Here is a 9422-nt window from a genome sequence, read left to right on the forward strand (position 1 = left end):
CACCGACCGCCGAGCTGGTGGTCGGGATGTCGCTGGGCGGGCTGACCGCGATCCGGGTGGCCGCCGCCGCCGCCCCCGAGCTGGTCCGTCGGCTGGTGCTCGTGGACGTGACTCCCTCAGCACTGCAACGGTATTCACAGCTGAGCGCTGCCGATCGCGGGACAGTGGCGTTGGCCCAGGGCGAGCGCACCTTCCCCGACTTCGAGTCCATGCTGGCGGTCACCCGGTTGGCGGCACCGCATCGGGATCCGGAATCCTTGCGGCGCGGGCTGTTCCACAACACCCGGCAACTGCCCGATGGGCGGTGGACCTGGCGTTACGACACGATCCGCCGTGTCGGAGACTTCACCGAGCTGTGGACCGACGTCTCGGCGGTGACCGCGCCGACGACCCTGATCCGCGGCGGGGACTCGGCGCTCGTCACCGCCGACGACGTCGCCGAGTACGCCCGGCGCTCACCGGACCTGACAACCCACGTCGTGGCCGGCTCCGGGCATTCGGTACAAAGCGACCAGCCGCGCGCTCTGGTCGAGCTGCTGCGCCGGACGCTACCGTGACTGGGGTGAGGCCCATCCGAATCGGCGTGCAACTGCACCCCCAGCACGCCGCGCACTATGGTGCGATCCGCGACGCGGTCCGGCGGTGCGAAGACCTCGGTGTCGACATCGCGTTCAACTGGGATCACTTCTTCCCGCTCTACGGCGACCCCGACGGACCGCACTTCGAATGCTGGACCATGCTGGGCGCCTGGGCCGAACAGACCTCGCGGATCGAGATCGGCGCGCTGGTGACGTGCAACTCCTACCGCAACCCGGAGCTGCTCGCTGACATGGCCCGCACCGTCGACCACATCAGCGACGGCCGGCTGATCCTGGGTATCGGCTCGGGCTGGAAAGACCGGGATTACCACGAATACGGCTATGAATTCGGTACCGCCGGAAGCCGGCTCGACGACCTGGCCGCCGCTCTGCCGAGAATCAAGACCCGGCTGTCCCGGCTCAATCCGCCGCCCATCCGGCACCTTCCGTTGCTGATCGGAGGGGGCGGCGAGCGCAAGACGCTACGCCTGGTCGCCGAGCACGCCGACATGTGGCACAGCTTCACCGACGCCGACACCTACCCGCACAAGGCGGCCGTACTCGCCGAACACTGCGCCGCGCTGGGCCGTGACCCCGCCACGATCGAACACTCGACCGCGCTGAGCAACGACCACACCGAAGCGGAGTTGCTCGCCGCGGCGGAATCGATGGCCGAACTCGGGGTGAGCCTGCTGACCGTCGGCAGTAGCGGACCGGACTACGACCTGACCGCCGCCGAGGCGCTATGCCGATGGCGCGACCAGCGATAAAACTGGCGGCGCTTCTCGCCAGCTGGCTGATCGTGGGCGGTCTGGCAACCGCGCCGTCCGCCGGGGCCGCCCCCGACCTGTGCGCACCACCCGGGGAGCAGGCGGCGGTCACGCTGCCGGTCCAGCTCGCCACCGCCAAACGTCCGCGCGAGGACAAATACACCACGGCCGGCGTGGATCCGCTCAACCCGATCGACGTGACCAAGCTGGGTCTGGTCACGCCCGGTGTGCTCACCGTCGGCACCCTGACCGAGAGCCCCCCGACGAACTGCATCAACGCCGCGGGACGCTACACCGGGTTCGACAACGAACTGCTCCGCGCCATCGCCAAGAAACTCGGCCTGCGGATCCAGTTCGTCGGCACCGACTTCTTCGGGCTGCTGGCCCAGGTGGCGTCCGGGCGCTTCGACGTCGGATCGGCGTCGATCAACGCCACCGACGAGCGCCGTCGCACCGTCGGCTTCACCAACGGCTACGACTTCGGCTACATGGCCCTGGTCGTCCCGGCCGGCTCGGAGATCACCGGGTTCGACAACCTGAGCGCGGGGCGGCGGATCGGCGTGGTGCAAGGCACCATCGAAGACGCCTACGTCGTCGACACCCTCGAGATGGAGCCGGTGCGCTTCCCGGACTCGATCACGCTGTACGCCAGCCTGAAAAGCCGCCAGGTCGACGCCTGGGTGGCGCCGTCGCTGACCGCGCTGAACCTGCTGCGGCCGGGAGATCCGGCGCAGATCGCCGGTTACACGTTCAGCCCCGCCGGTTTCGAGGCGTACGCGGTGGCCAAGGAGAACCGGGCGCTGATATCGGCGCTGAACTCCGGCCTGGATGCGGTGATCGCCGACGGCACCTGGCCGCAGCTCTACACCGATTGGGTGCCCAGGCCGCTGCCACCGGACTGGCAACCGGGCTCGAAGTCGGCGGCTACCCCGCATCTGCCGGACTTCGCGGCGATCGCGGCGCGCAACCACAAAGCCGGTCCGGAGCCGTACCAACCCAAATCGACGCTGGCACAATTGCGCGACTCCTTCTTCGACTGGCAGCTGTACCGCGAAGCGCTGCCGGAACTGCTCAAGACCGGCCTGCCCAACACGCTGCTGCTGACCGTCAGCGGCGGTGTCATCGGATTGGTGGCAGGGCTGGGGCTGGCCGTGGCCGGGATCTCCCGCACCCGCTGGCTGCGCTGGCCGGCGCGGGTCTACACCGACATCTTCCGGGGACTACCCGAGGTGCTGATCATCCTGCTCATCGGCCTGGGCGTGGGTCCCCTGGTAGGCGGGCTGACCAACAACAACCCCTACCCGCTGGGCATCGCGGCGCTGGGACTGACCGCGGCGGCCTACATCGGGGAGATCTTGCGCTCGGGCATCCAGAGCGTGGAGTCCGGCCAGCTCGAGGCGTCCCGGGCGCTGGGTTTCGGCTACCCCGCCTCGATGCGCCTGGTGGTGATACCGCAGGGCATCCGGCGGGTGCTGCCGGCGCTGGTAAACCAGTTCATCGCGTTGCTGAAGGCCTCCGCGCTGCTGTACTTCCTGGGTCTGGTCGCCGGCCAGCGGGAACTGTTCCAGGTGGGGCGCGACTTCAACGCCCAGACCGGCAGCCTGTCGCCGCTGGTGGCGGCCGGCGTCCTCTACTTGGCGCTGACCATTCCGTTGACCCATTTGGTCAACGTCGTCGACCACCGGCTGCGCCGCGGAAGGCCCGCCGACGACGATGATGCGCTCGAGCTGAGCCCGGCGATCTCCAGTCAGGAGATGACGTGACGGTCTCAGCTCGTGAGCCGGTGTCGTTGACCGCCAAGGGGATCCAGTTGTCCTTCGGCAAGAGCGCCGTGTTGCGCGGGGTCGACCTGGACGTGCCGGCCGGCAGTACCACGGCGGTGATCGGCCCCTCCGGATCCGGCAAGTCCACCATGCTGCGTACCTTGAACCGGCTCCACGAGCCCGATGGCGGCGACATCCTGTTGGGCGGGCGATCGGTACTCGACGACAACCCCGATGAGCTGCACCAGCGGATCGGCATGGTGTTCCAGCATTTCAATCTGTTCCCGCACCGCAGCGTGCTCGACAACATCGCGCTGGCCCCGCGCAAGCTGCTGGGGATGTCGCAGGACGCCGCGCGTGAACTGGCACTGGGACTGCTGGATCGGGTCGGCCTGAAGAACAAGGCCGCCGCGCGTCCCTCGGCGCTCTCCGGTGGCCAGCAACAGCGGGTCGCGATAGCCCGCGCCCTGGCGATGCAGCCGCAGGTGATGCTCTTCGACGAGCCGACCTCGGCGCTGGACCCGGAACTGGTCAAGGGGATCCTGGCGTTGATCGCCGAGCTCGGCGCGGACGGTATGACCATGGTGGTCGTCACCCACGAGATGGCCTTTGCCCGGTCGGCGTCGGACAGCGTCGTGTTCATGGACCGCGGGAAGGTGGTGGAATCGGGGCCGCCCGAACAGATCTTCGACAACGCCGAGACCGACCGGCTGCAGAAGTTCCTCTCGCAGGTGTTGTGACAGCAACCTTGCCGACCTATCCCCTCTCATTAGAGCCACAGGTTAGACTGGCGAACTATGGCGGAGAGCAAAGCCGAGACCCCGCAGGTGACGGCGGTCGCAGAGGGCTTGCATCGTTCGCTGTCCAAATTGTTCTCGATACTGCGGCGCGGTGAGATCAGCGGCGGAACCAAGACCGGCGAGCTCACGCTGGCGCAGCTGTCGATCCTGATCACGTTGTTGGACCGCGGGCCGATCCGGATGACCGAACTGGCTGCCCACGAACGGGTTCGCACCCCCACCACCACCGTGGCGATCCGCCGTTTGGAGAAGATCGGGCTGGTCAAACGCAGCCGGGATCCGTCCGACCTGCGGGCCGTGCTGGTCGACATCACCGAGGAGGGCCTGGCGAGCCACCGTGAGTCGCTGGCCAACCGGCACGCGGCCCTGGCGGTGATGCTCAGCGAGCTCAGCCAGGAGGATCTGGACACCTTGACCCGCGCGCTGGAACCGCTGGAGCGGCTGGCCTCCTACGGCGCCGCCGGGACGTCCGCAGCCGGCGAGTCCGACTGCCCGCTGGATTGCGGTTGATGCCGACCGCCCTGATCACCGGCGCCGGCGGCGGGATCGGTTCGGCGATCGCGTCCGCACTGGCGCCCACCCACACCCTGCTGTTGGCCGGGAGACCGTCGGCGCGGCTCGACGCCGTCGCCGAACGGCTCGGCGCCACCACCTGGCCGCTCGATCTCGCCGACGCCGACGCGATCGAGTCGGCCGTCGAGATCGTCGACGAACTCGACGTGCTGGTGCACAACGCCGGGGTGATGCTGCCCGGCGCTGCGGGCGAGTCCTACATCGAGGAGTGGCGGGCCACCTTCGAGGTCAACGTGTTCGGCGCGGTAGCGCTGACACTGGCGCTGCTGCCCGCGTTGCGGCAGGCCGGCGGGCATGTGGTGTTCATCAACTCCGGTGCCGGGCAGCAGGTTTCCGCTGGAATGGCCTCGTATTCTGCCAGTAAGTTCGCACTGCGCGCGTTCGCGGACTCACTGCGCAGCGATGAGCCGGCGCTGCGCGTCACCACCGTTTACCCCGGCCGCGTCGACACCGGGATGCAGCGCGACCTCGTTGCTTATGAAGGCGGGCAATACGACCCGGGCCGCTTTCTGCGCCCCGACACCGTCGCGGAGGTGGTGGCCAATGCGGTGCGGACCCCGGCCGAGGCACAGCTGCACGAAGTGACAGTCCGGCCGCGGTAGTCTCTTCCCGCGAGCAGACGCCGGGGGTGGTTCTACTGCCGCCGCACCCGGAACAGCCTCGTCTCACCCTCCACGCCTTTGAGTGCGTGGGTGGCGACGAATGACCACGTGTAGCCCGGTGCGTCGCCGATGATTTCGCGGGCCGCCCCTTCCACCATCACCTCTCCGGGCTCGGCGACATTGGTGACCCGGCTCGCCACGTTGACCGGGCTGCCGAACCAATCCCGGGCACGGCTCACCGCCCACCCCGAGGCGATACCCGCCCGCAGCTGCGGGAGAGCCTCGTCGGCGGCGGCACTCTCCAGCAGCTGCAGTGTCGCGGCGAGTAACTTCGTGGCGTCCGCCGATACCAACATGACCGCATCACCGATCGTCTTGACCAGCCGCACGGGCGGGTCGACCACTTCGCGTGCCAGCTCCCCGAGTCGCTCCACCAGTCCCACCAGTTCCTCCGGGGGAACCACCTCACCCAGCCGGGTGAACCCGACCATGTCGGCGAACGCCACCGCCAGCTGCCGCGGGCCCGGCAACGCCATCCCGGCCGCCCGTTCACTGGCGTTGACCTCCTCCCCTTCCAGCACTCGCCGCAGTTGGACGAAGAAGATGTCGCGAATAGTGGTCTCCAGCAATGGGATAATGGCTCGCACAATCTCCTTGTGGGACTTCGCGAGCTCCAGCTCGGTCAGGCCCGGCCGCATGATCGCCGATATCGTGCTGTAGCGAAACGCCGGAACCGCACGTGAGATGCCGTCGGAGAGCCGCCGGATCATCAGCAGCACCTGGCCCGGATCGAGGCCGGCCTCGATGAGCTGGTGCAGACTCAGGGCGGCCTCGGCGTCGGCCTGCAGCATCAACGGCGCGTCGGGATCTTCCAGCCGGGGCAGCCCCAGCGCACGTTCGATACCCTGCAGCAGATCCAAGTCGATGCCATGCTCGGCGCTGACCTCACGTTCGGAGACATACCTGCCGTCATTGCCGAGCTCACGGTGCGCCGGCATCAGCATCGGTGCCATCTCGTCGCGGATCTCTTCCCAACCGAAGCCCTGTTCCAGCAACCAGGCCACCAGCTCGGTGCGCTCTTCACGGGCGCTGGCGTCGAGGCCGTCGAACAGACCCAGTTCCGCCATCGTCTCGCGGAATGCTTCGGCGTCTGCCCACATGATTTCGCCCTAACGCGCTGTCATACCACCAGATTGACCAGCCGGCCGGGCACCACGATCACCTTCTTGGGTGTGGCGCCGGCCAGGAACGCCTGCACCTTCTCGTCGGCCAGGGCGGCCGCCTTGATCGCCTCGGTGTCGGCGTCGGCGGCAACCGTGACCAGCCCCCGCTTCTTGCCGTTGACCTGCACCGGGTAGTCGGCGGTGTCGGTGACCAGATAGGCCGGGTCGGCCACCGGGAAGGGGCCGTGCGCCAGCGAGGAATCGTGGCCGAGCCGCTGCCAGAGCTCCTCGGCCAGGTGCGGGGCCAGCGGTGCGAGCATCAATGCCAGCGGCTCCACGGCCTCGCGCGGAACCCCGTCGCGGTGCTGCTTGGTCAGATGGTTGGTGTACTCGATCAGCTTGGCGGCAGCGGTGTTGTTGCGCAGCGCCGCATAGTCTTCCGACACTCCGACGATGGTGCGGTGCAGCAGTCGCAGCGTCTCGGTGTCCGGCTCGGCGTCGAGCACCCGGGTGGCGCCGGTCTCCTCGTCGACGATCAACCGCCACACCCGCTGCAGAAAGCGGTGCGCGCCGACCACGTCCTTGGTGGCCCACGGCCGTGACATCTCCAGCGGGCCCATCGACATCTCGTAGACCCGTAGCGTGTCGGCGCCGTAGGCATCGCAGATCTCGTCGGGGGACACCGAATTCTTCAGGCTCTTACCCATTTTGCCGTATTCGGCGAAGACTTCCGTATCACCGTCGGGCCCCGGGAGGTAGAACGTCCCGTCGCGTTCCACGACATCGCCGGCCGGCACATACGACCCCCGCGAGTCGGTGTAGGCGGCCGCCTGGATGTAGCCCTGGTTGACCAGGCGGCGGTAGGGCTCGCGCGAGCTGACGTGGCCCAGGTCGTAGAGCACCTTGTGCCAGAAACGGCAGTACAGCAGGTGCAGTACCGCGTGCTCGGCACCACCGACGTAGAGGTCCACACCGCCGGGATCGTCGGGCCCGTGTTCGGCAGGCCGCGGACCCATCCAGTAGGCCTCGTTCTCCGGGGCGCAGAACTGGTCGGCGTTGTGCGGGTCGGCGTAACGCAGCTCGTACCAAGAACTTCCGGCCCACTGCGGCATGACGTTGGTGTCGCGGGTGTAGGGCTGCAGTCCGTCACCGAGATCCAGTTCGACATGCACCCAGTCGGTCGCCTTGGCCAGCGGCGGCGACGGTTCGCTGGATGCGTCGTCCGGGTCGAACAACACCGGCGAGTAGTCACCGACATCGGGCAACTCGACCGGCAGCGCCGCCGCATCCAGGGCATGCGGCCGGCCGTCGGCGTCGAACACGATCGGGAACGGTTCGCCCCAGTACCGCTGCCGGGCGAAAAGCCAGTCCCGCAACTTGAATTCGATGCGCGCCCAGCCCCGGCCCTGCGACTCCAGTTGCTGCGTGATGGCCTGCTTGGCATCGTCGACGGTCATGCCGTTCAACGGACCGGAATTCACCAGGGTTCCATCACCTGCATACGCGGCCTCCGAGATGTCGCCGCCGGCAATGACTTCGATGACCGGGAGACCGAACTCGACGGCAAACTCCCAGTCCCGCTGATCGTGGCCCGGGACCGCCATGATGGCGCCGGTGCCGTAGCCGGCCAGCACGTAGTCGGCGATGAAGATCGGCACCTGCTGGCCGTTGGCCGGGTTGGTGGCGTAACTACCGAGGAACACACCGGTTTTGGTCTTGTTCTCCTGGCGTTCCAGATCCGACTTCGCGGCGATCGCCTTGCGGTAGGCGGCGACGGCTTCAGCCGGCGTTGCGGACCCGAACGTCCAGCGTTGATCTACCCCGTCCGGCCAGGCGGCCACCGTCAACCGGTCGACCAGATCGTGTTCGGGTGCGAGCACCAGGTAGCTGGCGCCGAACAACGTGTCGGGGCGGGTGGTGAACACCTCGATGTCCACCTCGGCGCCGTCGGTGGTGCCGGCGCCGAACAGCGCCGCGGCACCCGTGGAGCGCCCGATCCAGTTGCGCTGCATGGTCTTGACCTTCTCCGGCCAATCCAGCACGTCCAGGTCGTCGAGCAGCCGGTCGGAGTAGGCGGTGATCCGCATCATCCACTGCCGCAGCCGCTTCCGGAACACCGGGAAGTTGCCGCGGTCGCTTCGTCCATCCGCGGTGACCTCTTCGTTGGCCAGCACCGTGCCCAGCCCCGGGCACCAGTTGACCATCGAGTCAGACCGGTAGACCAGTCGGTGAGCGTCGATGACATCGGCGCGCTCCCCCGCCGACAACTGCGCCCAGTCCCGCCCGTCGTCGAGGGTGCGCGTGCCGTCATCGAATTCGGCGACCAGTTCCGCGATCGGCCGGGCCTTGTTCGCGCTGGTGTCGAACCAGGCGTTGTAGATCTGCAGGAAGATCCACTGCGTCCACTTGTAGAAGTCGACGTCGGTGGTGGAGAAGCTGCGCCGGCTGTCGTGACCGAGACCGAGACGCCGCAGCTGCCGGCGGAAGTTCTCGATGTTGGCCTCGGTGCGGATGCGCGGGTGGGTGCCGGTCTGCACCGCGTACTGCTCGGCGGGCAGCCCGAACGCGTCGAAGCCCAGCGCATGCAGCACGTTGTGGCCCGTCATCCGGAAGTAGCGCGCGTAGACGTCGGTGGCGATGTAGCCCAGCGGATGGCCGACATGCAGTCCGTCGCCCGACGGGTAGGGGAACATGTCCTGGACGAACATCTTGTCGGCCGGTATCTCGGAACCGTCCACCGGCGCCAGCGAGCCGACCGGGTTGGCGACGTTGAAGGTCCCCGCCTGCTCCCAGTGCTGCTGCCAGGCGCCTTCGATGCGCCCGGCCAGCGCCGCGGTGTAGCGATATGCGGGTGCCTGCTCGCTGGATCCCTGGGTGGTCGGGGCTTCGTTCACCTCAACAGGGTAATGGGCGCGGTTTTTCGGCCCGATCGCCACAGCTTGATATCGGTTGCGTTGCAGGCCGATGAGGGCTTCGTTCCAGGTCGGTTGCGGCCCTGGCGGCACCGGGCCGCCGCTGGCTACCGTCGATCCACGGCCGGGGCACCATCGCCCGGCCCGTCCCGGAAGGACCCCTGGAGATGACGAACACGGTTCGCCGCTGGCGGTTACTTGTCGGCTGCGCGGCTGTCACGGCGGCGGCCTTCGGCGGCCCACTGGGAGTGCCGGTCGCCA

Annotated in this window: 8 protein-coding genes; 6 read left to right on the plus strand and 2 right to left on the minus strand. The window is 68.0% G+C overall.

What is annotated here, in order from left to right; translation table 11 throughout:
* The 6 genes from DQP56_RS19935 to DQP56_RS19960 all read left to right on the plus strand — a co-directional run.
* Nucleotides 1-557 (plus strand): alpha/beta fold hydrolase (locus DQP56_RS19935; RefSeq protein ID WP_114475783.1); only part of this gene is annotated, 557 nt, incomplete at its 5' end.
* A 5-nt stretch (nucleotides 558-562) separates the two neighbouring features.
* Nucleotides 563-1348 carry an LLM class F420-dependent oxidoreductase gene (locus DQP56_RS19940; RefSeq protein WP_435673888.1) on the plus strand — a complete coding sequence of 262 codons (786 nt, stop codon included), beginning with the start codon at nucleotides 563-565 and terminating at the stop codon, nucleotides 1346-1348.
* The gene (locus DQP56_RS19945; RefSeq protein WP_112688410.1) at nucleotides 1330-3111 is read left to right on the plus strand and encodes an ABC transporter substrate-binding protein/permease; all 1782 of its coding nucleotides are present in this window, start codon (nucleotides 1330-1332) and stop codon (nucleotides 3109-3111) included. The genes DQP56_RS19940 and DQP56_RS19945 overlap by 19 nt, the downstream gene beginning before the upstream one ends.
* Entirely contained in the window at nucleotides 3108-3851 is a 744-nt protein-coding gene (locus tag DQP56_RS19950) for an amino acid ABC transporter ATP-binding protein (RefSeq protein ID WP_112688404.1), read from the plus strand. The genes DQP56_RS19945 and DQP56_RS19950 overlap by 4 nt, the downstream gene beginning before the upstream one ends.
* 57 nt (nucleotides 3852-3908) lie before the next feature.
* Nucleotides 3909-4421, plus strand: coding sequence for a MarR family winged helix-turn-helix transcriptional regulator (locus DQP56_RS19955; protein WP_112688406.1), 513 nt, complete (start codon nucleotides 3909-3911; stop codon nucleotides 4419-4421).
* Entirely contained in the window at nucleotides 4421-5086 is a 666-nt protein-coding gene (locus DQP56_RS19960; protein WP_112688408.1) for an SDR family oxidoreductase, read from the plus strand. The genes DQP56_RS19955 and DQP56_RS19960 overlap by 1 nt, the downstream gene beginning before the upstream one ends.
* 32 nt (nucleotides 5087-5118) lie before the next feature.
* On the opposite strand, the gene DQP56_RS19965 is transcribed toward DQP56_RS19960, so the two are convergent.
* Together DQP56_RS19965 and leuS are read right to left on the minus strand one after the other, a co-directional pair.
* The gene (locus DQP56_RS19965) at nucleotides 5119-6246 is read right to left on the minus strand and encodes an adenylate/guanylate cyclase domain-containing protein (protein WP_234825746.1); all 1128 of its coding nucleotides are present in this window, start codon (nucleotides 6244-6246) and stop codon (nucleotides 5119-5121) included.
* 20 nt (nucleotides 6247-6266) lie between these two features.
* Nucleotides 6267-9143: a leucine--tRNA ligase gene (leuS, locus tag DQP56_RS19970; protein ID WP_205868928.1), complete on the minus strand. Its 2877-nt coding sequence runs from the start codon at nucleotides 9141-9143 to the stop codon at nucleotides 6267-6269.
* Nucleotides 9144-9422: the final 279 nt, after the last annotated feature.

Source organism: Mycolicibacter senuensis (genome assembly GCF_003284925.1).
Taxonomy (GTDB): domain Bacteria; phylum Actinomycetota; class Actinomycetes; order Mycobacteriales; family Mycobacteriaceae; genus Mycobacterium; species Mycobacterium algericum_A.